The organism is Falsiroseomonas bella (genome assembly GCF_003173615.1).
In the GTDB taxonomy this organism is placed as follows: Bacteria; Pseudomonadota; Alphaproteobacteria; order Acetobacterales; family Acetobacteraceae; genus Falsiroseomonas; species Falsiroseomonas bella.
Window position 1 is genome coordinate 890,221 of the sequence record NZ_QGNA01000001.1, and the last position, 26,154, is coordinate 916,374.

Annotated in this window: 25 protein-coding genes and 1 tRNA gene; 11 read left to right on the plus strand and 15 right to left on the minus strand. The window is 72.8% G+C overall.

Translation table 11 applies throughout. The annotated features are described in order from the left end of the window. Positions 1-16: 16 nt before the first annotated feature. From infB to rpsO, 5 genes are all read left to right on the plus strand, one after another. Positions 17-3,073 carry a translation initiation factor IF-2 gene (infB, locus tag DFH01_RS04130; RefSeq protein WP_109869098.1) on the plus strand — a complete coding sequence of 1,019 codons (3,057 nt, stop codon included), beginning with the start codon at positions 17-19 and terminating at the stop codon, positions 3,071-3,073. Positions 3,074-3,150: 77 nt separating this feature from the next. After that, positions 3,151-3,573 carry a 30S ribosome-binding factor RbfA gene (gene rbfA / locus DFH01_RS04135; protein WP_109869099.1) on the plus strand — a complete coding sequence of 141 codons (423 nt, stop codon included), beginning with the start codon at positions 3,151-3,153 and terminating at the stop codon, positions 3,571-3,573. 19 nt (positions 3,574-3,592) lie between these two features. Then, a complete protein-coding gene (locus tag DFH01_RS04140; protein WP_109869100.1) occupies positions 3,593-4,501 on the plus strand; it encodes an ornithine cyclodeaminase family protein in 909 nt (302 codons plus the stop codon). 93 nt (positions 4,502-4,594) lie between these two features. Then, positions 4,595-5,635, plus strand: coding sequence for a tRNA pseudouridine(55) synthase TruB (truB, locus tag DFH01_RS04145; protein WP_109869101.1), 1,041 nt, complete (start codon positions 4,595-4,597; stop codon positions 5,633-5,635). A 21-nt stretch (positions 5,636-5,656) separates the two neighbouring features. After that, the gene (gene rpsO, locus DFH01_RS04150) at positions 5,657-5,935 is read left to right on the plus strand and encodes a 30S ribosomal protein S15 (RefSeq protein ID WP_109869102.1); all 279 of its coding nucleotides are present in this window, start codon (positions 5,657-5,659) and stop codon (positions 5,933-5,935) included. Positions 5,936-6,004: 69 nt separating this feature from the next. Here rpsO and DFH01_RS04155 read toward each other — a convergent pair whose 3' ends face one another. The 11 genes from DFH01_RS04155 to DFH01_RS04205 all read right to left on the minus strand — a co-directional run bounded on the left by DFH01_RS04155 (position 6,005) and on the right by DFH01_RS04205 (position 16,781). Next, positions 6,005-6,199, minus strand: coding sequence for a CsbD family protein (locus DFH01_RS04155; RefSeq protein ID WP_109869103.1), 195 nt, complete (start codon positions 6,197-6,199; stop codon positions 6,005-6,007). Positions 6,200-6,277: 78 nt separating this feature from the next. Then, positions 6,278-7,621, minus strand: coding sequence for an aspartate aminotransferase family protein (locus tag DFH01_RS04160; protein ID WP_109869104.1), 1,344 nt, complete (start codon positions 7,619-7,621; stop codon positions 6,278-6,280). 31 nt (positions 7,622-7,652) lie between these two features. Continuing rightward, the gene (locus tag DFH01_RS04165; protein ID WP_109869105.1) at positions 7,653-8,036 is read right to left on the minus strand and encodes a RidA family protein; all 384 of its coding nucleotides are present in this window, start codon (positions 8,034-8,036) and stop codon (positions 7,653-7,655) included. Between the two features lie 8 nt (positions 8,037-8,044). Then, entirely contained in the window at positions 8,045-9,289 is a 1,245-nt protein-coding gene (locus DFH01_RS04170) for a NupC/NupG family nucleoside CNT transporter (RefSeq protein ID WP_109869106.1), read from the minus strand. Further along, a complete protein-coding gene (locus tag DFH01_RS04175) occupies positions 9,286-10,314 on the minus strand; it encodes a DNA recombination protein RmuC (protein ID WP_109869107.1) in 1,029 nt (342 codons plus the stop codon). The genes DFH01_RS04170 and DFH01_RS04175 overlap by 4 nt, the downstream gene beginning before the upstream one ends. A 43-nt stretch (positions 10,315-10,357) precedes the next feature. Continuing rightward, the gene (locus DFH01_RS04180; protein ID WP_109869108.1) at positions 10,358-10,969 is read right to left on the minus strand and encodes a carbonic anhydrase; all 612 of its coding nucleotides are present in this window, start codon (positions 10,967-10,969) and stop codon (positions 10,358-10,360) included. 73 nt (positions 10,970-11,042) lie between these two features. After that, complete coding sequence (gene purH / locus DFH01_RS04185; protein WP_109869109.1) at positions 11,043-12,617, minus strand: bifunctional phosphoribosylaminoimidazolecarboxamide formyltransferase/IMP cyclohydrolase; 1,575 nt, start codon at positions 12,615-12,617, stop codon at positions 11,043-11,045. 58 nt (positions 12,618-12,675) lie between these two features. Beyond that, positions 12,676-13,788 carry a glycosyltransferase family 4 protein gene (locus tag DFH01_RS04190; RefSeq protein ID WP_109869110.1) on the minus strand — a complete coding sequence of 371 codons (1,113 nt, stop codon included), beginning with the start codon at positions 13,786-13,788 and terminating at the stop codon, positions 12,676-12,678. 139 nt (positions 13,789-13,927) lie between these two features. Next, the gene (locus DFH01_RS04195; RefSeq protein ID WP_199231121.1) at positions 13,928-15,580 is read right to left on the minus strand and encodes a heparinase II/III family protein; all 1,653 of its coding nucleotides are present in this window, start codon (positions 15,578-15,580) and stop codon (positions 13,928-13,930) included. Continuing rightward, positions 15,580-16,260, minus strand: coding sequence for a ribulose-phosphate 3-epimerase (rpe, locus tag DFH01_RS04200; RefSeq protein WP_109869111.1), 681 nt, complete (start codon positions 16,258-16,260; stop codon positions 15,580-15,582). The genes DFH01_RS04195 and rpe overlap by 1 nt, the downstream gene beginning before the upstream one ends. A gap of 50 nt (positions 16,261-16,310) precedes the next feature. Next, complete coding sequence (locus tag DFH01_RS04205; protein ID WP_199231122.1) at positions 16,311-16,781, minus strand: Lrp/AsnC family transcriptional regulator; 471 nt, start codon at positions 16,779-16,781, stop codon at positions 16,311-16,313. 89 nt (positions 16,782-16,870) lie between these two features. Here DFH01_RS04205 and DFH01_RS04210 point away from each other — a divergent pair, with 89 nt between their 5' ends. Beyond that, positions 16,871-17,866 carry a tripartite tricarboxylate transporter substrate binding protein gene (locus DFH01_RS04210; RefSeq protein WP_146216991.1) on the plus strand — a complete coding sequence of 332 codons (996 nt, stop codon included), beginning with the start codon at positions 16,871-16,873 and terminating at the stop codon, positions 17,864-17,866. A 37-nt stretch (positions 17,867-17,903) separates the two neighbouring features. Here DFH01_RS04210 and phnC read toward each other — a convergent pair whose 3' ends face one another. Continuing rightward, positions 17,904-18,728: a phosphonate ABC transporter ATP-binding protein gene (gene phnC / locus DFH01_RS04215; RefSeq protein ID WP_109869113.1), complete on the minus strand. Its 825-nt coding sequence runs from the start codon at positions 18,726-18,728 to the stop codon at positions 17,904-17,906. A gap of 160 nt (positions 18,729-18,888) precedes the next feature. Here phnC and DFH01_RS04220 point away from each other — a divergent pair, with 160 nt between their 5' ends. The 5 genes from DFH01_RS04220 (at position 18,889) to DFH01_RS04240 (ending at position 21,915) form a co-directional block, all read left to right on the plus strand. Next, positions 18,889-19,830 carry a metal ABC transporter solute-binding protein, Zn/Mn family gene (locus DFH01_RS04220; protein ID WP_109869114.1) on the plus strand — a complete coding sequence of 314 codons (942 nt, stop codon included), beginning with the start codon at positions 18,889-18,891 and terminating at the stop codon, positions 19,828-19,830. A gap of 36 nt (positions 19,831-19,866) precedes the next feature. Continuing rightward, positions 19,867-20,568, plus strand: coding sequence for an endonuclease V (locus DFH01_RS04225; RefSeq protein WP_109869115.1), 702 nt, complete (start codon positions 19,867-19,869; stop codon positions 20,566-20,568). Positions 20,569-20,577: 9 nt separating this feature from the next. Further along, positions 20,578-20,943, plus strand: a complete 366-nt coding sequence (locus DFH01_RS04230) for a DUF423 domain-containing protein (protein WP_109869116.1) — start codon at positions 20,578-20,580, stop codon at positions 20,941-20,943. Beyond that, on the plus strand, positions 20,940-21,854 hold the full coding sequence (locus DFH01_RS04235) for an SAM-dependent methyltransferase (RefSeq protein WP_109869117.1): 915 nt from the start codon (positions 20,940-20,942) through the stop codon (positions 21,852-21,854). The genes DFH01_RS04230 and DFH01_RS04235 overlap by 4 nt, the downstream gene beginning before the upstream one ends. Further along, positions 21,834-21,915 (plus strand) — tRNA-Leu (locus DFH01_RS04240). Before DFH01_RS04235 ends, DFH01_RS04240 begins: the two co-directional genes overlap by 21 nt. Before the next feature lie 69 nt (positions 21,916-21,984). Here DFH01_RS04240 and DFH01_RS04245 read toward each other — a convergent pair. Genes DFH01_RS04245 through DFH01_RS04255 form a run of 3 tightly spaced genes read right to left on the minus strand, consistent with a single transcriptional unit; the run spans position 21,985 to position 26,152 of the window. Next, the gene (locus DFH01_RS04245; protein ID WP_109869118.1) at positions 21,985-23,328 is read right to left on the minus strand and encodes an aldehyde dehydrogenase family protein; all 1,344 of its coding nucleotides are present in this window, start codon (positions 23,326-23,328) and stop codon (positions 21,985-21,987) included. After that, positions 23,325-24,563, minus strand: a complete 1,239-nt coding sequence (locus tag DFH01_RS04250; protein ID WP_109869119.1) for a hydroxysqualene dehydroxylase — start codon at positions 24,561-24,563, stop codon at positions 23,325-23,327. The genes DFH01_RS04245 and DFH01_RS04250 overlap by 4 nt, the downstream gene beginning before the upstream one ends. Then, a complete protein-coding gene (locus DFH01_RS04255) occupies positions 24,560-26,152 on the minus strand; it encodes a squalene/phytoene synthase family protein (protein ID WP_109869120.1) in 1,593 nt (530 codons plus the stop codon). The genes DFH01_RS04250 and DFH01_RS04255 overlap by 4 nt, the downstream gene beginning before the upstream one ends. Between the last annotated feature and the right edge of the window lie 2 nt (positions 26,153-26,154).

Genomic DNA, 26,154 nt, shown 5'->3' on the forward strand with positions numbered 1-26,154 from the left:
GGGTTCGGATCGGCGGATGAGCGACCAGAACGACCAGGATGCAGGCAAGGGCCGGCTCTCGCTCCGGCCGGGCGGACGCCTCGACCTGGGCAAGACAGTTGATGCAGGCAGCGTGCGTCAGTCCTTCAGCCACGGCCGCAGCAAGGTCGTGCAGGTGGAGGTGCTGAAGAAGCGCCCGACCCCCGGCGCGCCAGCTGCGAAGCCCGGCGTGGCCGGCCCGGCGGCGAAGCCCGCCGCCCCGGGCGCGAAGCCCGCCGGCGGCGCGCCCGCGCAGCAGGCCAAGGGGTCCACGGCCGGACGCCCGCTGACCCAGGCCGAGATCGCGACGCGCCAGCGCGTGCTCGATGAGCAGCGCAAGGCCGAGGCGCAGCGGGAACGCGAGGAGCGCGAGCGCCAGGCGCTGATGGTGCGCTCCGCCGCCGAGGAAGCGGCCCGCCGCGCCGAGGAGGATGATCGCCGCCGCGCCGAGGAGGCCGAGGAGGCCGCCCGCGCCGCCGCCGAGGCACGCCGCGCCGCGGCCGAGGCCGCCCGCGCGCCCGAGCCGCCCGCCGCGCCCGCCGCCCCGGAGCAGCCCCGCGCCGCAGAGCCCGCGCCGCCGCCGCCGGTCGCCGCGGAAGCGCCGCGTCCCGCGCCGCAGGCCCCGCCGCCGCGTCCCGCTGCCCCGCCGCGGGGCGACTATCCGCCGCGTGGCGACTACGCGCCGCGTCGCGACATGGGTGGCCCCGGCGGCGCGCCGCGTGGCGATTACGGCCCGCGCCGCGACGGCCCGGGCGGTGCCCCGCGTAGCGACTACGGCCCGCGCCGTGACGGTCCGCCGAGCGGTCCGCGCCGCGACGGCCCGCCGCCGCGCTACGGCGATGGCCCGCGCCCGGCCGGCCCGGGTGGCGGCTATGGCAGGCCTGCCGGCGGCCCCGGCATGGGTCCGCGTCCGGCCGGTGCCGGCGCACCGCTGCGCAGCGGCCGCCCCGGCCCGGTGCCCACCGGCTTCGGCGGACCGCGCCGGCCGGGTGGTCCCGGCGCGCCGATGGCGCCGCCGCCCTCCGACGCGCCCTCGAAGCTGACGCTCCGTCCGCGCACCGGACGCGACGACGATCGTCGCCTCGGCCCCGACGCGAAGAAGGGCGGCACGCCGGTCCCGGCCAAGAAGAACACGCTGGCCGGCCCCGGCCGCCGCGAAGGCCGCATCGACATCGGCGCCGCGATCGAGGGCGAGGACGAGCGCACGCGCTCCATCGCCTCCATGCGCCGTGCGCGTGAGCGCGAGCGGCGGCAGCAGGAGCTGGCCCGTCTGCGCTCCGGCGCGGAGCGCGTGGTGCGCGACGTGGTGGTGCCCGAGACGATCACCGTGCAGGAACTGGCGAACCGCATGGCCGCCCGCGGCGGCGAGGTGGTGAAGGCGCTGTTCCGCATGGGCGTGATGGCCACCCTGACGCAGTCCATCGACGCCGACACGGCGGAGCTGGTGGTGCAGGAATTCGGCCACCGCGTGCGCCGCGTCGCGGAAGGCGACGTGGAGATGGGCCTCGAGGGCACCGAGGACGAGGCGGAGGCGCTGCTGCCCCGCCCGCCCGTGGTGACCATCATGGGCCATGTCGACCACGGCAAGACCAGCCTGCTCGACGCGCTGCGCAAGGCCGATGTCGCTGCCCATGAGGCCGGCGGCATCACCCAGCATATCGGCGCCTACCAGGTGGCGATGGCCGACGGGAACCGCGTGACCTTCATCGACACGCCGGGCCACGAGGCCTTCACCGCGATGCGCGCGCGCGGCGCGGGCGTCACCGACATGGTCGTGCTGGTGGTCGCGGCGGATGACGGCGTGATGCCGCAGACGATCGAGGCGATCAGCCACGCCAAGGCGGCGAATGTCCCGCTGATCGTGGCGATCAACAAGATCGACAAGCCCGGCGTGAAGCCCGACCGCGTGCGGCAGGAACTGCTGCAGCACGAGATCGTGGTGGAGAGCCTCGGCGGCGAGACGCAGGAGATCGAGGTCTCGGCCACGCAGAAGATCAACCTCGACAAGCTGCTCGAGGCGATCCAGCTGCAGGCGGAGATCCTGGACCTGCGCGCCAACCCCGACCGCGCGGGCGAGGGCACGGTGATCGAGTCCAAGCTCGACCGTGGCCGTGGCCCGGTGGCGACGGTGCTGGTCCAGCGCGGCACGCTGCGCCAGGGCGACATCGTGGTGGCCGGCGCCGAATGGGGCCGGGTGCGCGCGATGCTCGACGACAAGGGCCGCCAGGTGAAGGAAGCGGACCCCTCCCTGCCGGTGGAGATCCTCGGCCTGTCGGGCGTGCCCGCGGCCGGCGAGACCTTCGTCGCGGTGGAGGATGAAGGGCGCGCGCGCGAGATCAGCGACTTCCGTCAGCGCAAGATCCGCGAGAAGCAGGTCGCCGCCATGCAGGCCGGCCGCGGCAGCCTCACCGACATGCTCGCCCGCATCCAGGCCGGCGCGCAGAAGGAGGTGGCGGTCGTCGTCAAGGCGGACGTGCAGGGCAGCGCCGAGGCGATCGGCGTCACGCTCGGCAAGATCGGCAACGAGGAGGTGAAGGTCCGCGTGCTGCTCAGCGGCGTGGGCCAGATCACCGAGACCGACATCCAGCTTGCCAAGGCGTCCGACGCCGTGATCGTCGCCTTCAACGTCCGCGCCACGACGCAGGCGCGGGAGCTGGCGCAGCGCGAGGGCGTGGACATCCGCTACTACTCGATCATCTATCAGGTGGCGGACGACATCGAGACGCTGGTGCGCGGCAAGCTGGCGCCGGTGCAGCGCGAGAAGTTCCTGGGCTACGCGCAGATCCTGCAGGTGTTCGAGGTGAAGCGCCTCGGCAACATCGCGGGCTGCCGCGTGACGGAGGGCGTGGTGCGCCGCGGCGCCGGCGTGCGCCTGCTGCGCGACGGCGTGGTGATCCACCAGGGCGAGCTCAGCACGCTGCGTCGCTTCAAGGACGACGTGAAGGAAGTGACGAACGGCTACGAGTGCGGCATGTCCTTCGCGAACTACAACGACATCCGCGTCGGCGACCAGATCGAGTGCTACGAGACGGAGACGGTGGCCGCGGAGCTCTGATCCGCGCCACCCGGACTGGACTGGCGGGGGGCGCGGTCGCGAGGACCGCGCCCCTTCGCGTTTGAAGGACGCCTGACATGGCCCGCAAGCATGACCACAAGGGCGGCGACAGCCTCGGCCCGTCGCAGCGCCAGCTGCGCGTCGCGGAGGAGGTGCGCCATGCGCTCTCCGCCGTCTTCGCGCGCGAGGAGTTTCGGGACCCGGACCTGCACGACCTGCATGTGACGGTGACGGAGGTGCGCGCCTCCCCCGACCTCAAGCACATGACGGCCTTCGTCAGCGGGCTCGGGCGCGACCTGACCAAGGAACAGTTCGCGGGGCTCCGGCGCGTCTCGCCCTTCCTGCGCAAGCAGGTGGCCCACGCGGTGCGGCTGAAATACGCGCCGGACCTGCATTTCCAGCCCGACACCGCGCTGGACTACGCGATGAAGATCGACGCCGTGCTGAAACGCCCGGAGGTGCAGCGCGACCTGGCGCCGCGCACCGAGACGGAAGACTAGCCGGCGCGGTTGCGCGCCGATGCTGACCTTCCTCGATGAGGCGCGGCTGCGCGCGCTGCTGCGCTACGAGGCGCTGATCCCGGCGATCGAGCGCGCGCTCGTCGCCTTCTCCGCGGGCCGCGTGCAGCAGCCGCCGCGGCATCTGCTGCATCTGGCGCCGCATGGCGGGCATTTCGCCGCCATGTCCGCCTATGGCGACGCGCTCGGGCTTGGCGTGAAGCTGGTTGCCTTCCATCCCGGCAATGCCGCGCAGGGCCTGCCGACGCATCACGGCCTGGTCGTGCTGCTGCGGCCGGAGACGGGCGAGCCGCTGGCGGTGATGGATGCGCGGCCGATCACCGCAATGCGCACCGCCGCGGCCTCCGCGCTCGCGACGCGCGCGCTGGCGCGGGCAGATGCGCGGGTGCTCGCCATCCTGGGCACCGGCGCGCAGGCACGTGCGCATGCCGAGGCGCTGCGGCTGGTGCGCGATTTCCGGGAGATCCGCGTCTGGGGGCGGAACCCGGTGCGTGCGCAGGATCTGGCGAAGGACATCGGCGCCGTGGCGATGCCGAGCGCGGAGGCGGCGGTGCGCGGCGCGCAGGTGGTGGTGACCGCAACCGCCGCGACCGAGCCCGTGCTCCGCGGCGCCTGGCTGGAGCCCGAAGCGCAGGTGAACGCCATCGGCTGGTCCGGTGCGGCGGGCAGCGAGGTGGACGATGCCGTGCTGCAGGGTGCCTTCGTGATCGCGGATTCGGGGGAGGCGGTGGGGCGCGAGGCGGGTGGCACGCGCCCTGTCGAGATCGGCGCCGAGCTTGGCGAGATCCTTGCGGGCACGCGGCGCGTGCCCGACGGCGGGCGCCGCGTGTTCCGCTCGGTCGGGCTGGCGGTGCAGGACGTCGCGGCCGCGGCGCTGGTCGCGGAGACGCTTCGCCTCCAAGGCGGCTGACGGCCGTACAGCGAAGCGGGCCAGACCTGCCGAGGCGGATGCTGCCCCGCGCGCGGTTCCGTGCTAGCCCCCGCGCCTTGCCTGGAGTGTCGAATGAGCGAGCGTAGAGGCGACGGCCGTGGCCGTCCCGGGGGACATGGCGGTGGCGGACAGCGCGGCCATGGCGGCGGCCATCGGCGGCAGAACCGCAAGCCGAAGGGTCGGCCGCTGGATGGGTGGCTGATCGTGGACAAGCCCTCCGGCATCGGCTCGACCGATGTGGTGAACAAGGTGAAGCGGTTGTTCGACGCGCAGAAGGCGGGCCATGGCGGCACGCTGGATCCGCTCGCAACCGGCCTGCTGCCGGTCGCCTTCGGCGCGGCGACCAAGACCGTTCCCTATGTGATGGACGGCACCAAGACCTACACCTTCACGCTGAAATTCGGCGAGGCGCGCGACACCGACGACGCGGACGGAAAGGTCATCGCGACCTCGGATGCGCGCCCGACGGACGAGCAGATCAACGCCGCCCTGCCCGCCTTCCGCGGCGACATCATGCAGGTGCCGCCGATCTATTCCGCGGTGAAGATCGCGGGCGAGCGCGCCTATGACCTGGCGCGCGAAGGCCAGGCGGTGGAGATCGCGCCGCGCCCCGCGCGCGTGGACCGCTTCGAGCTGATCGAGCGGCCGGATGCGGACACGGCCATCTTCCATGTCCAGTCCGGCAAGGGCGTCTATATGCGCAGCCTGGCGCGCGACCTGGCAAAGGCCTGCGGCACGGTCGGGCATATCGCCGCCCTGCGCCGGCTGCGGGTCGGACCCTTCCGCGAGGAGCACGGAATCCCGCTGGACAGGCTGCTCGGTTCGGGCGATACCCCGCCCCCTTCCCCGGACCTTCTGCTTCCGGTCACGACCGCGCTGGCCGACATCCCGGCACTGGCCGTTTCCGAAGCCGAGGCCGCCCGCCTCTTCCAGGGCCAGGCGCTGAGCCTGGTGGACCTGATGGGACGGGTTCCGGACGCAGCCGATCCGAATGGCGGGTTGGTGCGCGCCATGGCGGGGGGGCGCCTGATCGGCCTCTGCCGGCTCGAGGACGGATGGATGCACCCGGAACGGGTGCTCACCGGCGAGCGCGCGGAGGGCGGGGGCGAATAACCCCTACGCGAAGGACACCCGATGTCGACGACGACGACCAGCGCCGAGAAGCGCGCCGAGATCATCAAGAATTACGCCACCAAGCCGGGCGACACCGGCAGCCCCGAGGTGCAGGTGGCGCTGCTGTCGGACCGGATCTCCGGCCTGACCGAGCACCTCAAGACGCATCCGAAGGATTTCCACAGCCGGCGCGGCCTGCTGGTGCTGGTCGGCCAGCGGCGCGGGCTGCTGGACTACCTGAAGAAGAAGGACCAGTCGCGCTACGAGAGCCTTATCGGGCGCCTCGGCCTGCGTCGCTGAGCGCAGCGCAGCGCGCACGAAAAAAGGCCGGAAGGGGCGACCCTTCCGGCCTTCTTCATGTCCGGGCGATCAGACCCGGTCCTTGCCGTCGATGGCGTCGCGGACCTTGTCCTTTGCCTCGCCGGTCTTCTGCTGGACGTGGCCCTTGGCCTTGTCCATGTGGCCCTCGGCTTCCAGGCTCGCGTCGCCCGTCATCTCGCCGGCGGCCTTCTTCACGTCGCCCTTGATCTTGTTGCCCATGCCCTTGAGGCGGTCCTTGTCCATCACTTCGGCTCCCTCTTCTCAATCGCAGCGCGACTGCCGCGCCTGGGAGAGAAACGCCGAGGGGCCGCCAGGGTTCGCTCAGCCGCGGGGAAGGCCGGCGAGCGCGGATTCCACCGCATCGCCGAAACGGTCCACGATGGTCTCCACCTGCTCCCGCGTCACGATGTAGGGGGGCGCGAGGATCACGTGGTTGCCCTGGCGGCCGTCGATCGTCCCGCCCATGGGATAGCAGGCGAGGCCGCGCGCATAGGCTTCCGCCTTCACCCGCTCATGCAGTTGCAGGGCGGGATCGAAGGGCTGCTTCGTCGCGCGGTCGGTCACGAATTCCGCCGCCCAGAACAGGCCGCGGCCGCGGATGTCGCCGACATGGCGGTGGTTGCCGAGCCGCTCCGTCAGGCGCTCGCCGAGCAGCGCGCCCATGCGCTGCACGTTCTCCAGCAGGTTCTCCTCCCGGATCACCTGCTGCACGGCGAGCGCGGCCGCCGCGGCGACCGGATGCGCCTGGTAGGTGTGGCCATGCATGAAGGCGCCGGAGCCGTCGCGGATGGCGGCCACGACCCTGCCGCCGATCAGGATGCCGCCGACCGGCTGGTAGCCGCCGCCGAGGCCCTTCGCGACGACCTGGATGTCGGGGGCGACGCCCTCCTGCTCCCAGGCATGCATGGTGCCCGTGCGGCCGATGCCGCACATCACCTCGTCCAGGATCAGCAGCGCGCCGTGGCGGTCGCAGATCTTTCGGACCGCATCGAAGTAGCCGGGCAGCGCGGTGACGCAGCCGAGCGTGGCGCCGACCACGGGCTCCGCGATGAAGGCTGCGACATTCCGTGGGCCGAGGCGCTGGAACTCCGCTTCGAGCTCCGCCGCCAGGCGCGCGACGTAGTCGGTTTCGGATTCGTCGTCGCGGCGGTCGCGATACGCGTAGCAGGGAGAGACATGGGAGAAGGCGTCGCTGAGGATCGGCGCATAGGGCGCGCGGCGCATGGCGTTGCCGCTGGCGGCCAGCGCGCCGAGCGTGTTGCCGTGATAGCTCTGCCGCCTCGCGATTATTTTGGTTCGTTGGGGCTCGCCCCGTTCGAGGTGGTACTGGCGGGCCATCTTCAGTGCGGCCTCGGTGCCCTCGCTGCCCGATGAACACAGGTAAAGATGGGTCAGGCCGCCGGGCTCGTCCTGCAGCACGAGATCGGCGAGCTGTTCGGCGGGCTCGCAGGAATAGAGCGCGGTGTGCGCGTAGCAGAGTTTTTCTTCCTGGGCGCGCATGGCGGCGAGCACACGCGGATGGCCATGGCCGAGGCAGGCGACGGCTGCGCCGCCGGAGCCGTCGATGATCGTCTTGCCGTTGGAATCACGAATAAAGATGCCCTCGCCGGACAGGGCCAGCGGGGGATCGCTGCGCAGGTTGCGCTGGAGCAGGCGGCTTCGCATTCCGCGATGCAATCCTTGCGGACTGGCGGCGTCAAGCGGCCGCGATGGCGATGCAGGAGAAGCCGACCTTCGCCTCGGTCGGCACGCCGAAGCGCGCGGTGTGGCGGGCCGGCAGGCCGTTCGGGAAGTGCTTCACGTATTCGGCGTTGCATTCGTGGTAGTCGGCCGGGTCGGTGATCAGCATGGTCACCATCACCACCCGGTCCATGGAGCTGCCGGCCTCGTGCAGGATGCGCGCCATCTCGGCCAGGGCTTCCCGCACCTGCTCCGTCGCGCTCTCGCCGCGATGGATGCCGTTGTGCGGATCGTGCGGCGCGGAATGGCCGGAGACGAAGACCAGGCCGCCCGCGCGCGTGGCGTGGCTGAAGGGCCGATGCGATCCGGGATGCGGCTCGCCGAAGAAGTCGATCATCATGGTTCTCCCTATGGTGCGGTCAGCAATCCCACCACCGCGCCGGTCATGCAGCAGGCGATGGTGCCGGAAACCAGAGCGGGCAGGCCGAGCCTCACGATATCCGCCCGCCGCTCCGGGCACATCGCCACCATGCCGCCCAGCATGATCCCGACCGAGCCGAAATTCGTGAAACCGCAGAGCGCATAGGTGAGAATCAGGCGCGAGCGCGGATCGAGGCCGAGCCCACCCGACATGCCGAGCTCCAGGAAGGAGACGAACTCGTTGACCACCACCTTCACGCCCAGCGAATTCGCGACCGTCATCGCATGCTCGGCCGGCACGCCCATCGCATGGGCCAGCGGCCAGAACAGGAAGGCGGCCAGCCGCTGCAGCGTGACGCCGGTCAACGGCTCCAGCGCCATGTTCACCAGCGCGACGAGCGCCACGAAGACGATCAGCATCGCCATGATGCCGAGCAACAGTTGCAGCCCGTCCATCGTGCCGCGCACCACCGCTTCCATCGCACTGTCGTAGATGCGCGGAGTCTCCGGCTCGCGCTCCGGCGCGACCGCCTCGGCTTCGGGCGGGATCATGAGCAGCGCGACCAGCACCGCCGCGGGGGCGGAGATCAGGCTGGCGGTCAGAAGCTGGCCCGCGGCGTCGGGCACCACCGGCGCGATGAACAGGGCGTAGACCACCAGCATGTTGCCGCTGATGGTCGCGAGGCCGGCCGTCATCACCACGAACAGCCCGCTGCGCGACAGGCTGGCGATCCAGTGGCGCACGAGCAGCGGCGCCTCCACCATGCCGACGAAGACATTGGCCGCGGTTGCGAAGCCGGTGGCGCCGTCGATGCCGAAGGCGCGGCGCAGCAGGCGCGACAGCGCATGCACCACGAAGGGCAGCACGCGCCAGTGATAGAGCAGGGCGGAGAGCGCACCGACCACCAGCACCAGCGGCAGCGCCTGGAAGAACAGGATGAAACTCGATCCCGGCGTCTTCTCGTCGAAGGGCAGCGGCGCGCCGCCGAGATAGCCGAAGACCAGCGACGTGCCCTGGCGCGTCGCCGCGGCGAGCGCATTCACGCCGTCGCCGAACAGCGCGAAGCCCGCCCGCAGCGGCGGGACATTCAGCAGCAGCACCGCGATGAGCAATTGCAGGCCGAGCCCCGCGACGACGATCCGCCAGGAGACGCGCCGGAAGCCGCCGAGCGCCCAGGCGAGCAGGCAGAGCGCCAGCAGGCCGGCGCCGGATTGCAGTTGCAGCGGGGTCACTCGGCGGCTTTCATCGGCGTATCGTCGGGGATGTCCAGCGCGCGGATCGCCTCGCCGCGGCGGGCGATCTTCTCGGCGCTGGTCTCGATCTCGCGCATGTCCTGGCCCATCGCGGCGTGATGCGTGCGCAGCGCGGCGACGCGACGTTCGAGGCGCGCGGTCTCCTCGGCCAGCGCCTCGACCTCCGCGCGGATGCGCCGCGCCTCTTCCTGCAGGCGCGCGTCGCGCAGCAGGCCGCGCATGGTGTTGAGCACGGCCCAGAGCGTGGAGGGGCCGACGATGTGCACATGCCGCCGCGCCGCTTCCGCGACCAGCTCCGGCAGTTCGGCATGCAGCGTGGCGTGGACGGCCTCGCTCGGCACGAACATCAGCGCGCCCTCCGCCGTCTCGCCGGGCAGGAGGTATTTGCGGGCGATGTCGGAGACGTGCCGGCGAACGTCGTTGGCGAAGCGGCGCCGCGCGAGGTCACGCGCGGTTTGCGTCGGTGCGTCCTGCCAGGCGGACCAGGCTTCCAGCGGGAATTTTGCGTCCACCGCGATGGGACCGGGCGGGAAGGGCAGTATCACCAGGCAGTCGCAGCGCGTGCCGTTGGACAGGGTGTGCTGCCACCGGAAGCCCTGGGCGGGCAGGCGGTCCGTGATGAGGTCGCGCAGTTGCACCTCGCCCAGCGCGCCGCGCGCCTGCTTGTTGCCGAGGATGGCGGCGAGGGAGGTCACCTGGCCGCCGAGCGCGGTGATGCTGGCCTGCGCCGCGTCGATCACGGCCAGCCGCTGCTGGATGGCGCCGGCCGTTTCCTGCGTGCGCTGGGCGGCGGTGTCGAGGCGCTCGGCCAGGCTGCGTTCCTGGATGCGCAGCCTCTCCTCGGTGCGGGCGGAGAGACGTTCCTGCGAGGCGGCGAGCGCTTCGAGCGTGGCGGAGAGGCGCGCGAGATGCTCCGCCTGCCGGCCGCGCAGCGCGGCGAGCAGCAGCAGCGCGGCCAGCGCCACGGCGGCGGCGATCAGTGCGGGCGGCAGCCAATGCGGCACGCGAAGGAAAGCTCCCCGATTCGGGCGGGGATTCTGGCACGGATCAGGCGGGTGTGAATCCGCCCGTCGCGCCGTCCAGCACCATCAGCCTTCCGGTGGCCACGCCGAAATGGGCGCCGCGCAGCCGCAGCGCCCCGCTTGCAACCGCCTCGGCCACCCAGGGGAAGGTCATGAGGTTGGCCAGCGAGATGCGGATCGCCTCCTGCTCGGCGGCTTCCTGGGCCGCCACCGGATCATCGCAGCGCAGCGCGGCGGCGCGGGCGCCCTGCGCGATGCCGATCCAGCCGGCGACGAAATCCGCGGCCGCATCCGGCGTGCCCTCGATCAGCGCGCGGATGCCGCCGCAGAGCGCGTGGCCCATCACCACGATGCGCCCGACGCCGAGCACGCGCACCGCGAATTCCACCGCGGCGCTGGTGCCGTGGAAGGCGGCGTCCGGCATGTAGGGCGGCACGAGATTCGCGACGTTGCGCACGACGAAGAGCTCGCCGGGTCCCGCCGAGAAGATCATCTGCGGATCCACGCGGCTGTCGGAGCAGGCGATGACCATGGTGTGCGGCTTCTGGCCCTGCGCGGCCAGTTCCTCGAACCGCGCGCGCTGCTGCGGCCAGGTTTCCTCGCGGAATTTTCGGTAGCCGTCGAGAAGCGGGCCCATGCCTTCACGTCTGCTGTGGCGCGGCCCCCACCCTAGCCCTCCCCCGCAAGGCGGGGGAGGGAAGAGCGCGTGATCAATGCCTGAAGTGGCGCATGCCGGTGAAGACCATGGCGAGGCCGGCCTTGTCGGCGGCCTCGATCACCTCCTTGTCGCGGATCGAGCCGCCGGGCTGGATCACCGCGGTGACACCCGCCGCCGCCGCGGCTTCCAGGCCGTCGGCGAAGGGGAAGAAGGCGTCGGAGGCGACGACGCTGCCCTTCGCGAGGCTTTCGGGCAGACCGGCCGCCTGCGCCGCGGCCTCGGCCTTCCACGCGGCGATGCGCGCGGATTCCAGGCGGTTCATCTGCCCCGCGCCGATGCCCGCCGTCGCCAGGCCCTTCGCATAGACGATGGCGTTGGACTTCACATGCTTGCAGACGCGGAAGGCGAAGAGCAGGTCGGCGAGCTCGGCCGGCGTCGGCGCGCGCTGCGTGACCGTGCGCAGCATCGCTTCGCTCACGCGGCCGTCGTCGCGCGTCTGCGCCAGGAAGCCGCCGGCGACCGACTTCACCAGAAGGCCCGGCGCGGCAGGATTGGGCATGCCGCCGGTCAACAGCAGGCGCAGGTTCTTCTTGCGGGCGAAGACCGCCTGCGCGGCGTCGTCGGCGTCGGGTGCCACGACGACCTCGGTGAAGATCGCGGCGATGCGTTCCGCCGCCGCCGCGTCGAGCCTGCGGTTCGCGGCGACGATGCCGCCGAAGGCGGAGACGGGATCGCAGCGCAGCGCGAGGTCCCAGGCGGCGGCGAGATCGTCGGCCTCCGCGACGCCGCAGGGATTGGCATGCTTGACGATGACGATGGCGGGGCGGTCGAACTCCGCGACGCACTCGAAGGCCGCGTCGGTGTCGTTCAGGTTGTTGTAGGACAGCTCCTTGCCCTGCACCTGACGGGCCGTCGCGATGCCGGGGCGCTGCGAACCATCGGCGTAGAAGGCGGCCTGCTGGTGCGGATTCTCGCCGTAGCGCAGGCCCTGCCGCAGCACGCCGGCCACCGCCAGACGCTGCGGGAATTCTTGGTTCGTCTGCTGCGCGAACCAGGTGGAGATGGCGGCGTCATAGGAAGCGGTGCGCGCATAGGCTGCGGCGGCGAGGCGGCAGCGCAGGGCGAGAGTCGTGCCGCCCTCCTCGAGCTCCGCGCGCACCTCGGCGAGCTGGTCGGGTTCCGTCACGACCACCACGCTGTCGTGGTTCTTCGCGGCCGAACGGATCATCGCGGGGCCGCCGATGTCGATGTTCTCGATGCAGTCGTCGAACGCCGCGCCCTTCGCCACGGTGGCCTCGAAGGGATAGAGATTGACCGCGACCAGGTCGATCGGCTCGATGGCGTGCTGTTCCATCTGCGCGCGATGCGCGTCGAGGTCACGACGGCCGAGCAGCCCGCCATGCACCTGCGGCACCAGCGTCTTCACGCGACCGTCCAGGATTTCGGGGAAGCCGGTGTGCTCCGACACGTCCTTCACCGGGATGCCGGCGGCGCGGATCGCCGCGGCGGTGCCGCCGGTCGAAAGGATCTCGGCGCCCTGCGCGGCGAGGAAGCGGGCGAACTCCACGATGCCCGTCTTGTCGGAGACGGAGAGCAGCGCGCGGCGGACGGGAATTCTGTCGGTCATGTCATGAAAGCCCGGGGAGGGAACGGCGCGCGCCGTATGAACCCGCGCGGGCGGCGCTTCAACCTTCCAGCAGCGCGATGGTGCGCGCGACGACCTTCGCCTCGTCGAAGCGGTCGAGCGCGCGCGCCAGCGCGGCCTCGCCCATGCGTGCCCGCAGCGCGGGATCGCGGGCGAGCGCGGTGAGCGCCTCGGCCAGCGGCGCCGTGGTCATCGGCGGCACCAGCAGGCCGGTCTCGCCGGCCACAACCATCTCGCGCGGGCCGCGGATGTCGGTGGAGACGACGGGCAGGCCGGTCAGCATCGCCTCGATCGCCGACATCGGCAGGCCCTCGAAATGCGAGGGCAGGCAGAAGACGTCGGCGGCGGCGAGAACACGGTTCACGTCGTGGCGGTAGCCGAGGCGCACCAGGCGCCGGCCGAGCGCCTGGGCCGCGCTTTCGAAATGCGGCTCCATGTCCTCGCCATGGTCGGTCGGCAGCCGCTCTCCCACTACCCACAGCACGCAGTTCTCGGGCGTGTCGCGCATCGCGGCGAGCAGCTCCGGATAGCCCTTGTGCCGCACCATGCGGGAGACGGCGACGACGACGCAGTCATCCTCGCGCGCCGAGAATTCCACGCGGATGGCGGCGCGCGCGCCGGGGTCGGGATGGTAGCGCGCGGGATCGCGGCCGTTCAGCACCGCCGTCGCGCGCGGATGGATGCCGAGGCGGCGCGCATCCGCGGCCTCCTCCTCGCTGACGGTCAGGTAGGTGTCGGTGAGGCGGCCCGCCGCGCGTTCGAGCGTGAGCGAGAGGCGCCGGCGCCACCAGGGGCCGGGCTGGTTGAACAGGAAGCCGTGACAGGTATAGGCGATGCGCGGCACGCCGGTGATCTTCGCCGCCGTCCGCGCCAGCAGGCCGCTGATCGGCATATGCGCGTGGACGAGGTCGGGCTTCTCGCGCCGCATCAAATCGACCAGCGCGGCCAGGCAGCGCGCCTGCGCGACGGGGTTCATGCTGCGCGCCATCGGCACGTGCTCGATCCGGAAGCCCTCGGCGCGCGGCGCGTCGAGCAGCGGGCCGTCGGCGCAGACGCCGATCACCTCATGGCCGCGCGCGCGCAGGCCGCGCATCAGCGGGACCAGGAAGTGCCGCAGCGAGAAATCGACGTTGATGACTTGGAGGATTCTCATGGCGTCTCCCTCCCCCGCGTGCGGGGGAGGGCCGGGGAGGGGGCGGCGCGTAGTATGGACGGAGGTGGCGCGGCCCCCGCCCAACCCTCCCCCGCACGCGGGGGAGGGCTACAAGTGCGGGGGGCTGGACGACTCACTTCTACTCCGCGGGCTCCCCGCTGGCCGGCGCGGGCAGGCTCACGCGGCTGATCGCCCATTGCACGCTGGTCGCGCCGGCTTCCGCATGCAGCGCCACCTGCTGGCTGCGGCGCGGCTCGGCGGCCAGGTGGATGCTCTCCTCGATCGCGACACGCGCGCCCTTGGCGCGCAGGCGCCAGCCGACGCCGGAGGGCAGGCGCAGCAGCACGCCGGCCTCGTCCTGCTGCAGGCTGGCCACGACCGTGGGATGCAGGTGGAAGCGCACGGCGAAGCCCGGCACCTGCACCTCGCGCTCCGGCTCCAGCACGTCCTCGCCGCGCAGATCGTCGCCGGATTCGGAAAGGTAGAGGCGGCGGCGATGGCGCAGGCCGAACTGCTTCACCCAGCCGTCATGCGCGGCTTCCAGCCATTGCGCGCCGTTGGATTCCTGCCGGTCCGCCTCCACGCTGTCCACGCGGCGGCCGAGGCCTTCCGGGCGCAGCTCGCTGGAATTGGTGTCGGCGAGGACCAGGGTGGAATGGGCGGCGGTGGCGCGCAGCGCGTCGCGCCATTCGCCCTCGGCGGCGGGGGCGGCGCCGCAATTCACGATCAGCCGGTCGCGACCCACCGACATCTCGAAACTCAGCGTGCCGGCGTGGGAGAAGCGGTCGGCGCCGCGCGGCAGGCCGCCCGGCGCGGCCTCCCGCCGTCCGGCCGGTGGCGCGCCGCAATCCACCAGCACCAGGGTGCGGCTGGCGGCCAGGCGGTGGAAGCCGGTGTCGGGGAGCGCGGCCGGCGCGCGGCCGCGCGACTGCGACTGGGTCAGCACCAGGTCGAGCATCGCGGGCGGTTCCTCCCGCGTGCCGTTGAAGAGGGCGAGCCCGCCATCGGCATGGCGCATGAGCCGCAGCGCCGGGGCGGCGCGGTCCAGCACCACGGGCAGCAGGGTCGGCGCGTCCACGCCGGCGCCGTGCAGCAGGTTGCGGATCTCGATCAGGTCCTGCACCGCGGCGAGAAGCTGCGCCGGGCTGCGCTCGACATGGCCGCCATCGGGATGGAACTGGCGTTCCAGCTCCTGCGGCAGGAAGCGGACGCAGCGGGCGAACCAGGTCTCCTCCTCCAGCGCCACCGCGGCCGCCATGCCGCCCTTCAGCGCGACCAGCGCGCCGCGATGCGCGGCCTCGGCCGGCAGGCTGGCCACGACGTTGCGCGCATCCTGCGCCATGCGCTGCATGAGCTGGCGCCGCAGCCCGTCCTCGGCGGTCGCGGCCAGGAAATCCCAATGGCCGAGCCAGGCGGAGATGCGCGCGCCCGCCACCTCCGGCGCTTCGGAGAGCGCATCGTCGCGCAGCGCGAGCCAGTCGGCGGTCAGCGCGCGGCCGCGCAGCCGCGCGGCATCGGTGCCCAGCGCGCGCAGGTCGCGCAGCCAGCCGAAGCCATGCGCCGCGGCGCGCCAGGTGGGGGAGCCCGCGGCCCAGTCCTGCGCGCCATCGGCCTCGGCCGGGCGAAGCGGGCGGACGGTGCCCAGCACCTCGAACTCGCCGCGCAGCAGCCGCGCGCCACGGGCCGCATCGCCGGGCCAGAGGTCGCGGAAGGCGCGTGCGGGGCTGTCCGGCACCCGGATCGGCTTGAGGTTCGCCAGGATGCGGCGGGCGCCGCGCAGCAGGCCTTCCATCAGTCCTCCCCCGCCGGTCCGGCGCGCAGGGCCCGGATTGCGGCGCCGTATTCCCGCGCGCCGAACACCGCCGTTCCCGCCACCAGCACATCCGCCCCGGCGGCGACGCAGTCCCGCGCCGTTTCCGCCGTGACGCCCCCATCCACCTGCAGCGCGATCTCCCGCCCCGACCTGTCGATCATCGCGCGCAGCGCCGCGATCTTGGCAAGCTGGGAGCGGATGAAGGACTGGCCGCCGAAGCCCGGGTTCACCGACATCACCAGCACAAGGTCGCAGAGGTCCAGCACCGGCTCCACCGCCGCCACCGGCGTTGCGGGGTTCAGCACCACCCCGGCCTTCTTGCCCAGCGCCCGGATGGTCTGCAGCGAGCGGTGCAGATGCGGCCCGGCTTCGGGGTGGAGGCTGATCAGGTCCGCCCCGGCTTCCGCGAAGGCGGCGAGGTAGGGATCAACCGGAGCGATCATCAGGTGGACGTCGAAGGGCAGGGCGCAGTGCTTGCGCAGCGCCTTCACCAGCCCCGGCCCGAAGGAGATGTTGGGCACGAAATGCCCGTCCATGATGTCGAGATGCAGCCAGTCGGCGCCGGCGGCCTCGATGGCGCGCACCTCCTCCCCCAGCCGCGCGAAATCGGCGGCGAGCAGAGACGGGGCGATTCGGATCTTCCGGTCCGTGGCAGGCATGGGGGACGGTTCTAGCCGTCATGCCCCCGGGGCGAAACCGCCGCCATGCCTCAAATCGGCAGCGCAGTGGTGCCCTTCACGCGCTCCATGGCGAAGCGGCCGGTCACCTTGCGGAGCGCCGGCACGGCGGCCACGAACCGGCGGTAGAAGGCGTCGTAGCCCGCCATGTCCGGCACCACCACGCGCAGCAGGTAGTCCACGTCGCCGCCGAGCCGCCAGCATTCGACGATCTCCGGCAGGCCCTCCACGGCGGCGGCGAAGCGGGCGATCCAGTCGGCGGAGTGGTCGCCGGTCTCCACCGCGACGAAGACCGAGATCGGCAGGCCGACCTTCGCCGGGTCCACGATGGCGACGCGGGAGGTGATGACCCCCTGCTCCTCCATGCGCTTGATGCGCTTCCAGCAGGGGGTGGGGGTCAGCCCGACCTCCTGGGCGATCTCGGCCAGGGAGCGCGAGGCGTCCTGCATCAGCAGGCGCAGGATCTCGCGGTCGATACGGTCCAACTCCGCAGCGGTGGACATGGTGGAACTCCAACGGCGTGAACTCGGGGCTGCGTAGCACGAAAATCTTTCGCTTGCAGGGTTTCGGCGGCCATGCAGAAAAGATTTCCATGAACACGCCCGATATCCCCCTGCCGGCCGCGTCCCGGCGCTCCCTCCTCGCCCTGCTCGGCGCCGCGGCGCTGCCGGCGCCCGCGCTTGCCCAGGGCGGCTGGCCGGACCGGCCGGTGCGCATCGTGATCCCGGTGGCGCCGGGCGGCAGCCTGGACATCCTGGGCCGCACCTTCGCCCGCGCCATCACGCCCGGGCTGGGCCAGCCCGTGGTGGCGGAGAACCATCCGGGCGCCGGCAGCAACCTGGCCTTCGAGCTGGTCGCCCGCGCCCGGCCGGATGGCCACACCCTGCTGGTCGGCTCCGACCCTCTGGCGATCAACCCGTCTCTCTATCGCCGCATCGGCTTCGACCCGGTGCGCGACTTCGCCCCGATCATCGAGCTGGTGCGCGCGCCGCAGGTGCTGGTGGTGCATCCGCGCCACCCGGCGACGGACCTCGCCTCCTTCCTGAAGCTGGCGCGGGAGGCGGAGGGGGCGATGACGCTCGCCTCCCAGGGGAATGGCTCGATCGGCCATCTGGCGGGCGCGGTGCTGACGCAGCGCACCGGGATCCGCTTCACCCATGTGCCCTATCGCGGCGGCGGGCCGGCGGTGGTGGATGTGATGGCCGGGCATGTGGAGGCGCTGCTGGTGACCCTGCCCGCCGCCATCGAGCATATCCGGGACGGCCGGCTGAAGGCGCTGGCGGTCACCTCGGCGGGGCGCAACCCGGCGCTGCCGCAGGTGCCGAGCGTCGCCGAACAAGGACTGCCTGGCTACGAGGTGGTGACCTGGCAGGGCATCCTGGCGCCTTCCGGCACGCCGGAGCCAGTGATCGCCCGGCTCAACGCGGCGCTGCTGGAGGCGCTGCGCAGGCCCGCCATCGCGGAGGGGCTGGCGCGGCAAGGTTTTGCGCTGCGCGGCGGCACGCCGGTGGAGTTCGGCGCACTCATCCGGGAGGAAGCGGCCCGCTGGCCGGCGATCGTGCGGCTGGCGGGGGCGACGCTGGACTGACCTCCTGCGGAACGGGCCGGCCCGCGGGGCGCGTGGGTCACGCCACCGCGAGCCGGGCGGCGACGGGGCGTGGCCGCATGGTGGTGTCCTCCGAGGCCTGGTCCTCGAACTCGTCCTCGGAGACGCCGTAGATCTCGCGAAGGCGGGCGCCGGTGAGCTCGGCCGGCGTGCCGTCGAACATCACGCGGCCGGACTGCATCGCGACGATGCGGTCGCAATACTGCCGCGCGGTGTCGAGGTGATGGAGGTTGGTCAGCACGGTGATGCCGTCCTCGCGGTTCACCTGGCGCAGCGCGTCCATCACGGTCCTGGCGTTGCGCGGATCGAGCGAGGCGATCGGCTCGTCGGCCAGGATCACCTTCGGCTCCTGGAGCAGGGCGCGGCAGATGGCGACGCGCTGCTGCTGGCCGCCCGAGAGCGTGTCCGCCCGCTGCAGCGCGCTGGCGGCGAGGTCGAAACGATCCAGCGCGCGGATCGCCATCGCGCGCTCCTCGGCGGTGAACATCTTGAGCAGGGAGGTCACGGTGCCGAGCAGGCCGGGGCGGTGGTTCAGCCGCCCGACCAGCACGTTGGTGAGCACGTCGAGGCGCTGCACCAGGTTGAACTGCTGGAAGATCATGGCGCAGTCGGTGCGCCAGCGGCGCAGCGCCGTGCCGCGCAAGGCAGTGACGTCCTGGCCCTCATGCAGGACGCGCCCCTCGGAGGGCTCGGTCAGGCGGTTGACCATGCGCAGCAGCGTGGACTTGCCGGCGCCCGACCGCCCGATGACGCCGACCATCTGGCCATCGGGAATGACCAGCCGAACAGAATCCACAGCCACGAGATCGCCGAAGCGGCGCGTCAGTCCCTGAAGCTCGAGCATCGTCCCGCCCTTCCGACGGCGTGGGATTACACGCGGGCGATGACAGGCGGGCGAAGCTGGCGTGACAGAGTCGTTGCGGTGCGGGCCGGCCTGCGAGCTTGCACCGGGCGGGCATGCTCGGTTATGTTATAGTGTAACGTACAAGCTTCCCGGGACCTCCATGCATCGTCGCTCCCTCCTGCTCGGCGCCGCGCTGGCGCTTCCCGCGCTGCTGCCGCGCCACGCCCGCGCGCAGGGCGGCATCCGGGTGGTCGCGTCCTTCTCCATCCTCGGCGACATGGTGGCGCAGATCGCGGGCGATCGCGTGCAGCTGCGCAGCATCGCGGGGCCGAATGCGGATGCGCACAGCTTCCAGCCGCGGCCCTCCGATGCGCAGGCGCTGCGCGAGGCGACGCTGGCGGTGCGCAACGGGCTCGGCTTCGACGGCTGGATGGACCGGATGATCCGCAGCGCGAACTATCGCGGGCCGGTGGTGACCGCGACCGAGGGCGTCGTGCCGCGCACCATGCCGGCGCACAGCCACGGCCATGCACACGGCAATGCGCAGGGCGGCCGCTCGCGCACCGTCCCGGATCCGCATGCCTGGCAGGACCCGCGGCTCGGCGCGCTCTTTGCGCGCACCATCGCGCGCGGCCTGGCCGGCGCGGATGCCGCGAACGCCGCCGCGCATCTCGCCACCGGCGAGGCCTATGCCGCGCGCATCGAGGCGTTGGACGGGTGGATCCGCGAGCGGATCGCCACCGTGCCCGAGGCCCGGCGCAAGGTGGTCACCAGCCACGACGCCTTCGGCTATTTCGGCGCCGCCTATGGCATCCGCTTCGTGGCGCCGCAGGGCGTCTCGACGGAAGCCGAGCCGAGCGCGCAGCAGGTCGCGGCGCTGATCCGCCAGATCCGTGCCGAGGGCATCACCGCCGTCTTCCTCGAGAACATGGCCAATCCGGCGACGCTGGAACGCCTGGCGCGGGAGGCCGGGGTGCGGGTGCGCGGCCGGCTCTATGCCGATGCGCTGTCCGCCCCCGACGGGCCGGCGCCCACCTACGAGGCGATGTTCCGCCACAATATCGGCCTGCTGGTGCCGGCCATGCGCGGCGACGCGGCGTAGCTGGACGCGGCGAAGGGCGGCGGCCAGCATGGCCGCATGCCCTGCCTGCCCGGCGGCCTGCCCTTTCCCGAGACCGCCGCCGCGGCCCGCCTGCTGGTTCCGGAGCTTGCCGCGCGGGTCGAGACGGCGGACCGGATCGGCGCGGTGCGGGTGATCGGCGGCGCCGACGCCTCCTCCACGCGCTTCGACCCGACCCGCACCGTGCATGCCGCGATCGTCGCGCTGGGCTGGCCGGCGCTGAGCCGGCTGGGCGAGGCCGGCGCGACGACGCGCGGCGGCCTGCCCTATGTCCCCGGGCTGCTCGGGTTCCGGGAGGTGCCGGCGCTGGCCGCGGCCTGGGCGCGGCTCGATCCCAGACCCGACCTGCTGCTGGTGGACGGGCATGGGATGGCGCATCCGAAGGGTTTCGGGATCGCCTGCCTGCTTGGGCTGGTGCTGGACGTGCCGAGCATCGGCGTCGCGAAATCCGTGCTGGTGGGCGAAGTGGAGGGTGCGCTTCCCGACGCACCCGGCGCGCTCGCGCCGCTGGTCTGGAAGGGCAGGCGCATCGGGGTGGCCCTGCGCACGCGCCGCGGGGCGAACCCCGTCTATGTCTCCATCGGGCATCGCGTGTCGGAGGCGACGGCGCTGGACTGGGTGGAGCGCTGCCTGCGCGGCCGCCGCCTGCCGGAGCCCGTGCGCGCCGCGCATGACGCCGCCGGCGCGCTGCGACTTTCCGGACTGACAGCACTGGGCTAGCAGGCAGGCATGTCGTCCCGCATCTGGATGGCGCTCGGCGCGCTGCTCGGCCTGGTTTCGGTGGCGATGGCCGCCTATGCGTCGCATGGTTTGGCGCCGGAGCGCGCGGCGCTGGCGAATACCGGCGCCTCGCTGGGCGCCTGGCACGGGCTGGCGCTGATCGGCACGGGACTGCTGGCGGAACGGCGGCATGGCCGGCTGGTGCATGTCGCGGCCTTCTGCTTCGCCGCCGGCGCGCTGATGTTCTGCGGTGGCGTCTTCCTGCGCGCGCTGACCGACGTCTCCATCGGCATCGTCACGCCGCTCGGCGGCCTCACGCTGCTGGTGGGCTGGGGCCTGCTGGCGGCGGCGGCGCTGATCTCGGCGCAGCGATGATCGCCAGCGCCTGGCTGGCCGCCGAGGGTTTCGCGCCCGAGCTGGAGGAGGAGCTGCGCCGGTCGGGGCGGCGTATCGCCGCCTGGCACGGGCTGCTCGCGCTCTCGCCCGATCCGCCGGGCCATGCCGCCTGGGCGCTGGATGTCTGGAACGACCCGCGCGAGATCGCGGTGCGTTCCGTGAAGGACGCGTCGGATGCGCTGCGCGCGATCCAGCGCAACTGGTCGTCCTACCTCGCTGCGCATCACCGACGCGCCGCGCTGATCACGGAGCGGCTGCCGCCGGTGAAGGCGCGGCCGCTGGCCTTCCCGGAACCGGCGCCGGCGTCGCATCTCGGCGCCTGGACGCTGCTGGCGCCGGACCGGCTGCTGTGCTCGCCCACCAAGTCGAGCCCCTTCGTGAACGGCGCGGTTGCCTTCGTGGAGGATCGCGAGGGCCCGCCCTCGCGCGCCTATCTCAAGCTGTGGGAGGCGCTGACGCGGCTCGGCCGGCATCCCGCGCCGGGCGAGCGATGCCTCGATCTCGGCGCCTCGCCGGGCGGGTGGAGCTGGGCGCTGGCGAAGCTCGGCGCGCGGGTGGAGGCGGTGGACAAGGCGCCGCTCGATCCGCGCGTCGCCGCGATGCCGGGCGTGACGCTGCGGCAGGAGAGCGCCTTCGGGCTCGACCCGGTGAAGGAGCCGCCGGTGGACTGGCTGTTCAGCGACGTGATCTGCTATCCGGCGCGGCTGCTGGCGCTGGTGCGGCGCTGGATCGCGGCGGGGACGGCCCGGAACATCCTCTGCACGGTGAAGTTCCAGGGCGCCACGGACCACGACGTCGCCGCCGAGTTCGCCGCGATCCCCGGCGGCGTGCTATTCCACGGCGCGCACAACAAGCACGAGTTGATGTTCGCCCGCCTGGCGGAACGGTAGACGCAGCGGACTTAAAATCCGCAGCCCATCGGGCGTGGGGGTTCGAGTCCCCCGGCGGGCATTTTTGTTCGTTCGGAGGGGCGCGGGGACGATCATCGTCCCCGCCGGGAGCGCGAGGGCAGAGCCCTCGCTATTTCTTCAACAGCTGCTTGGTGAGCTTCGCCGCGATCGGCTTGCGCGGCAGGTCGAAGAAGCGCGAGAGGCTCCATCGCCCGTGCCGCACGCGCGCGCGCATGTCCGAGAATTCCAGGAAGCCCGCGCGCCCGTGGTAGCGCCCCATGCCGGAGGCGCCGACGCCGCCGAAGCCGAGCGAGGGGAAGGCCGCGTATTCGATGGCGCGCCCGGTCACCAGCGCGCCGGAGCGCGTGCGGGATGCGACTTCGCCTTCCTCCGCGCGCGTCGCGCCGAACAGGTAGATCGCGAGCGGCGCGGGGCGCGATGCGATCCAGGCGATGGCGGCGTCGAGGTCGGCGACAGGCTGCACGGCGAGCAGCGGCCCGAAGATTTCGTCGCGTGCGAGTGGCGAGTCGGCCGCCGGTTCCGCCAGTGCGATGGCGCGGCAACGGCCCTCGCCATCCGCGGCGAGCGGCGTGAGGCGCGCGCCTGCCGCGAGGGCATCCAGCCGCGCGGCCTGCGCATCCGAGGCAATGGCGCCTTCCGGCAGCGCGATGCCGCTGGCACGGCAGGCGGCCGCGAAGGCCTCGGGCGCGTGGCCGACCAGCAGCACGGTATCGGGCGCGATGCAGGTCTGGCCCGCATTCACCGCCTTTCCGGCCAGGATGCTCTGGGCGGCGCGGTTCAGGTCGGCGCCGGGCAGCACGATGCAGGGGCACTTGCCGCCGAGCTCGAGCGTGACGGGAACCAGGTTGCGCGCCGCGGCCTCGGCCACCTTGCGGCCCGTGGCGGTGCCGCCGGTGAACATCAGGTGGTCCCAGGGCTGCGCGCAGAAGTCGCGCGCGACATCCGCTCCGCCTTGCACGCAGCGCGCGATGTCGGGGCCGAGCGCCGTCTCCAGCACCTCGGCGATCAGCATCGCCGTGCGCGGCACGAACTCCGAGGGCTTCACGCAGACGCGGTTGCCCGCGGCGATGGCGTCCACCACGGGCCAGAGGGCGAGCTGCACCGGATAGTTCCAGGGTGCGACGATGCCGACGACGCCCTTCGGCACCGGCTCCTCCGCGGCCGTGGTCGGCCAGAAGGGATAGGGCACCCAGGCGCGCCGCGGCCGCGCCCACCAGCGCAGCCACCGGCGCGAATAGGCGGCGGCGTCGGCGACGATCAGCACATCGGCCAGCAGCGTGTCGTAGCGCGAGCGGCCGCCGTAATCGGCATCGAGCGCGGCGACGAAATCCTCGGCGCGATCGCGCAGCGTCGTGGCGAGGCGCGCCAGCAATTCGCGCCGACGCGCGAGCGCAAGACGGCCGTCGCGCGCCTCGGCAGCGCGCAACGCGGCCAGCGCATCGGCAGGCGTCATGCGGGATCCTTCGGCAGCGGCGCGCTCATCAGCACGGCGGCGGCGGTCTCGCCGGAGCGCACGGCGGCCTCGATGGTCGCGGGCAGGTCGGGCAGGGTCCAGTCGCCGGCGAGCGCGACATTCGCCAGCGGACGGCGTGGCGGGCGCGGGCGCGGCGTGATGCCGTGGCGCGGTGTCGCGCGCCGCTCGCGCACCGCGCGCGCACGCGGCGGTGCGACGGGCCAGTCGCCCGGCAGGCCGAAGGACAGCGCGGCTTCGCGCACCTCCGGCCAGATGCGCACGGCGGCGACGTCGTCCGACAGGCCGACCGAATCATCCGCGGCGCTGACCGTCACCGCGACGCCGCCCGGCCGCACCAGCACCCATTGCGCCAGGCCGCCGAGCAGGCCGATGAAGCGCACCGGGCCTTCGGTCGCATGCGCGAAATGCAGGTTGAGGATCGGCGCGTGGCGATCCGGCGCCGGCACTTCCGGCAGCAGCCGCGCGGCTTCCCAGGGCGGGACGGCGAGCATCACCTCGTCCTCCGGCTGGAGGGCGATGATCTCCTCGCCGAAGTCGAGCGCGGTGGCGCGGCCGCCCTCGCGCAGGATCGCGCGCAGCCGCGCGCCGCTGCGCAGCGTCGCGCCGTGGCAGGCGAGCGTCGCGATGGCGGGCGCGACGAGATCGGGGCCGAGGCCGCGGGATGCGACGAAGAGCTTCGCCGCGCCCGGCAGCGCAAGCCGCCGCAGCACGATGCCGAGAAGCCGTGCGGAGGCTTCCTCGGCCGGCGTGTTCAGCGCGGCGACGGTCAGCGGCTCCACCAGCGTGCGCAGCAGCGCGGGATGCGCGGCGAAGGCGGCGGCCACCGTGCGGTCGGCGCCGGGCAGCGCCAGCCGCATCAGCGCGAGCAGCCCGCCGAGCGTGAGGCCGCCGGGCCGGCGCGCGCCGCGCGCCCAGCCGAGCGGCGAGAGCGCGACGCAGCGCGCCTGGTGGTCCGCCAGGTCGAGTACGGGCAGGCCCGCCGGCTCCGGCTCGATCCAGGCGTCGCGCGCGCCGATCGCGCCGAGGAAGCGCAGCGCGACACGGTTGGCGCCGAGCAGCGCATGGGTGCCGTTGTCGGTGCCGTCGGGCAGCGCGCGGGCGCGGCCGCCGGGGCTCGGCGCGGCTTCGTGGATCGCCACGCGATGGCCGGCCTTGGCCAGCAGCAGCGCGCCCGCCAGGCCCGCGACGCCGGCACCGACGACATGGAAGGTCATGCCGGCCTCAGCGCGACCAGGGCCATGTGGAACTTTTCCGCGCGCGTGAGGCGCGCGCGCATGCGCGGTGCGCCGAAACCCTGCGACAGCATGCGGTCCAGCAGGCGGCGATAGCCCCACATCATCACGCGCGCCGGCTTCAGCGCGCGCGCGTCGTGCGACGGCAACTCGGCCTCCGCGTGCGCAAAACCTTCCAGCGCCTGGCGGGCCAGCGCATCGCAGCAGGCGGCGAAGCCGGGATGCGCGACGATCGCGCGCGCATCGTCGGTCGCGACACCCTGCGCATCGAGCAGGCTGCGCGGGACATAGACGCGGTCCAGCGCCGCATCCTCCTCGGCGTCGCGCAAAATGTTCACGAGCTGGAAGGTGCGGCCGAGCGCGAGGCCCCACGCCTCCGCGCCCGGCGCGCCGAAGATGCGCACGGCCAGCGCGCCCACGCTGCCCGCGACGCGCCGGCAATAGAGGTCGAGCGCCGCTTCGTCGGCGATCCGCACGCGGCCTTCCGCATCCGTCTCCATGCCCGCGACCATCGCCTCGCATTCGGTGCGCGGCAAGGAAAAGGCGTCGCAGGCCCAGGCGAGCTCGGCGGAGAGCGCGCAATCGGGCGCGGCGAGCTTCGCCCGCCAGCCGGCGAGGAAGCGCCGCTTCTCGGGCAGCGGCATGGCGGCGTCCGCGATGTCGTCCACCGCGCGGCAGAAGCCGTAGACGGCAAAGAGCGCGCGCCGCCGCTCCCCCTTCAGCACGCGCATGCCGCGCGCGAAGGAGCTTTTCGCCCGCGCCACGCGGGCATGCACCACGGCCGCGTCCGACGGCGTGGACAGTGCGAGCGCGGCGAAGGCGGCGGCGAAATCGGCCTTGGTCAGCGCCACGCGGCCCAGCACCGGATCGGCCGCGCGCAGCTTCGCCAGCAGCCGCCAGGCGAGCGCCAGCGTCACGGCGGCCTGGCGGCGCAGGCGGGAGCGCAGCAGCCGCGGCAGCGGCGCGGCGACCTCCAGCGTCGCCTCCACGCGATCCAGCGCGGCGTCCAGCACCGCGCGGCGCTGCGGGTTGTGGGGCGCGAAGAAGGCCGCCTCCCCACCCGCCAGCGCCATCCAGGGCTCCGGCAGGTAGATGCGGTCCAGCGCGTCGCGGTCCGGCACCAGGTCCTGCAGATGGTTCAGGATCTGCAGCGCGGTGCAGAGCGCGTCGGACGCAGGATGCGCGGCGGCATCCTCGCCATGCACGCGCAGCAGCATCCGCCCGACCGGATCGGCGGAGCGGGCGCAGTAGGCTTCGAGCTCCGCCCAATCGGCATAGCGCGTCTGCACCGCATCCTGGCGGAAGGCGGAGAGCATCAGCACGGCCTCCGCCGCGCCGACATCGGCCAGCGCCCGCGGCGCCGTCGCTTCCAGCGCAGCGAGCCGGCGCAGCTTCTCCGCGGCGCCGAGCGTCGCGGAATCGGCGATGTCGTCGGCGGTGCGGACGAAGCGGTAGAACTGCATCACCTTCGCCCGTGCCGCCTTCGGCAGCAGCAGGGAGGCGACGGGGAAGTTCTCCTGGTCGTGGTCCCGCGTTGGCGGGCCGACCGCGATGGGCCCGCTGCCTTCCATCG

What these genes read in the sequence shown, in the direction of transcription:
- DFH01_RS04160 (WP_109869104.1), bottom strand. Translation starts at nt 7,621, where the DNA reads ATGCGAAGCCGCCTGCTCCAGCGCAACCTGCGCAGCGATCCCCCGCTG.
- phnC (WP_109869113.1), bottom strand. Translation starts at nt 18,728, where the DNA reads ATGCTCGAGCTTCAGGGACTGACGCGCCGCTTCGGCGATCTCGTGGCT.
- purH (WP_109869109.1), bottom strand. Translation starts at nt 12,617, where the DNA reads ATGACCGACAGAATTCCCGTCCGCCGCGCGCTGCTCTCCGTCTCCGAC.
- DFH01_RS04195 (WP_199231121.1), bottom strand. Translation starts at nt 15,580, where the DNA reads ATGGAAGGCCTGCTGCGCGGCGCCCGCCGCATCCTGGCGAACCTCAAG.
- DFH01_RS04140 (WP_109869100.1), top strand. Translation starts at nt 3,593, where the DNA reads ATGCTGACCTTCCTCGATGAGGCGCGGCTGCGCGCGCTGCTGCGCTAC.
- DFH01_RS04180 (WP_109869108.1), bottom strand. Translation starts at nt 10,969, where the DNA reads ATGGGCCCGCTTCTCGACGGCTACCGAAAATTCCGCGAGGAAACCTGG.
- DFH01_RS04255 (WP_109869120.1), bottom strand. Translation starts at nt 26,152, where the DNA reads ATGGAAGGCAGCGGGCCCATCGCGGTCGGCCCGCCAACGCGGGACCAC.
- DFH01_RS04235 (WP_109869117.1), top strand. Translation starts at nt 20,940, where the DNA reads ATGATCGCCAGCGCCTGGCTGGCCGCCGAGGGTTTCGCGCCCGAGCTG.
- DFH01_RS04210 (WP_146216991.1), top strand. Translation starts at nt 16,871, where the DNA reads ATGAACACGCCCGATATCCCCCTGCCGGCCGCGTCCCGGCGCTCCCTC.
- DFH01_RS04205 (WP_199231122.1), bottom strand. Translation starts at nt 16,781, where the DNA reads ATGTCCACCGCTGCGGAGTTGGACCGTATCGACCGCGAGATCCTGCGC.
- DFH01_RS04220 (WP_109869114.1), top strand. Translation starts at nt 18,889, where the DNA reads ATGCATCGTCGCTCCCTCCTGCTCGGCGCCGCGCTGGCGCTTCCCGCG.
- rpsO (WP_109869102.1), top strand. Translation starts at nt 5,657, where the DNA reads ATGTCGACGACGACGACCAGCGCCGAGAAGCGCGCCGAGATCATCAAG.
- DFH01_RS04190 (WP_109869110.1), bottom strand. Translation starts at nt 13,788, where the DNA reads ATGAGAATCCTCCAAGTCATCAACGTCGATTTCTCGCTGCGGCACTTC.
- DFH01_RS04165 (WP_109869105.1), bottom strand. Translation starts at nt 8,036, where the DNA reads ATGATGATCGACTTCTTCGGCGAGCCGCATCCCGGATCGCATCGGCCC.
- rpe (WP_109869111.1), bottom strand. Translation starts at nt 16,260, where the DNA reads ATGCCTGCCACGGACCGGAAGATCCGAATCGCCCCGTCTCTGCTCGCC.
- DFH01_RS04155 (WP_109869103.1), bottom strand. Translation starts at nt 6,199, where the DNA reads ATGGACAAGGACCGCCTCAAGGGCATGGGCAACAAGATCAAGGGCGAC.
- DFH01_RS04225 (WP_109869115.1), top strand. Translation starts at nt 19,867, where the DNA reads ATGCCCTGCCTGCCCGGCGGCCTGCCCTTTCCCGAGACCGCCGCCGCG.
- truB (WP_109869101.1), top strand. Translation starts at nt 4,595, where the DNA reads ATGAGCGAGCGTAGAGGCGACGGCCGTGGCCGTCCCGGGGGACATGGC.
- DFH01_RS04245 (WP_109869118.1), bottom strand. Translation starts at nt 23,328, where the DNA reads ATGACGCCTGCCGATGCGCTGGCCGCGTTGCGCGCTGCCGAGGCGCGC.
- rbfA (WP_109869099.1), top strand. Translation starts at nt 3,151, where the DNA reads ATGGCCCGCAAGCATGACCACAAGGGCGGCGACAGCCTCGGCCCGTCG.
- DFH01_RS04230 (WP_109869116.1), top strand. Translation starts at nt 20,578, where the DNA reads ATGTCGTCCCGCATCTGGATGGCGCTCGGCGCGCTGCTCGGCCTGGTT.
- DFH01_RS04250 (WP_109869119.1), bottom strand. Translation starts at nt 24,563, where the DNA reads ATGACCTTCCATGTCGTCGGTGCCGGCGTCGCGGGCCTGGCGGGCGCG.
- infB (WP_109869098.1), top strand. Translation starts at nt 17, where the DNA reads ATGAGCGACCAGAACGACCAGGATGCAGGCAAGGGCCGGCTCTCGCTC.